Source organism: Vibrio sp. 378 (assembly GCF_033339435.1).
In genome coordinates this window covers 1-561 of record NZ_JAWOUO010000962.1, presented here as the reverse complement: position 1 = coordinate 561, position 561 = coordinate 1, and the positions used below count along the sequence as shown (strand labels likewise).

Genomic DNA, 561 nt, shown 5'->3' with positions numbered 1-561 from the left:
CTATACATGCTTTCTCTATACGGCGGCTCGGCTCTAGGTCAATTTGGTATTGGCGTTCTTGGCGTAAGTGGCGGCGTACCCTTTGTTGCGATTACAACATTGATCCTAATGGCGATGCTGGTACTGATGTTTATTGATTGCGAACAACCGAACAGCCATGAATCGACTTCATTGTCATTCAAACAGATTGCAAAACTCAATCATGCAGCGATCATCGGTTGCGTCGTATCTGGTTTAACCTTGGGTGCGATTTACGGTCTTATGCCTGTTGAATTGGCGAACCGTAAAATTACCCACCAAGACATTGGTACGCTTATGGCGTTGGTGATCCTTGGCGGCATGTTGGTTCAACCTATGGTGACCACATTAAACAAATACATGAGCCGAACAGTCTTAATGGCGTTCTTCTGTATTTTGGGTATTTTCTCTATCGGTTTGACGTTCATCTCTACGTCTACCGCAGTGTTGGCGGCATCGCTTTTCCTATTGGGCATGGCCACGTTTGCTCTATATCCAGTGGCAATCAACCTCGGCTGTGAAGGACTTGATGAACGCTTTATT

At 45.8% G+C, this 561-nt stretch carries 1 protein-coding gene; it reads left to right on the top strand.

Annotated features, from left to right (window positions below):
• The coding region (locus R7Q48_RS29825; protein WP_411979316.1) for an MFS transporter at positions 1-561 on the top strand (561 nt) is incomplete at both ends.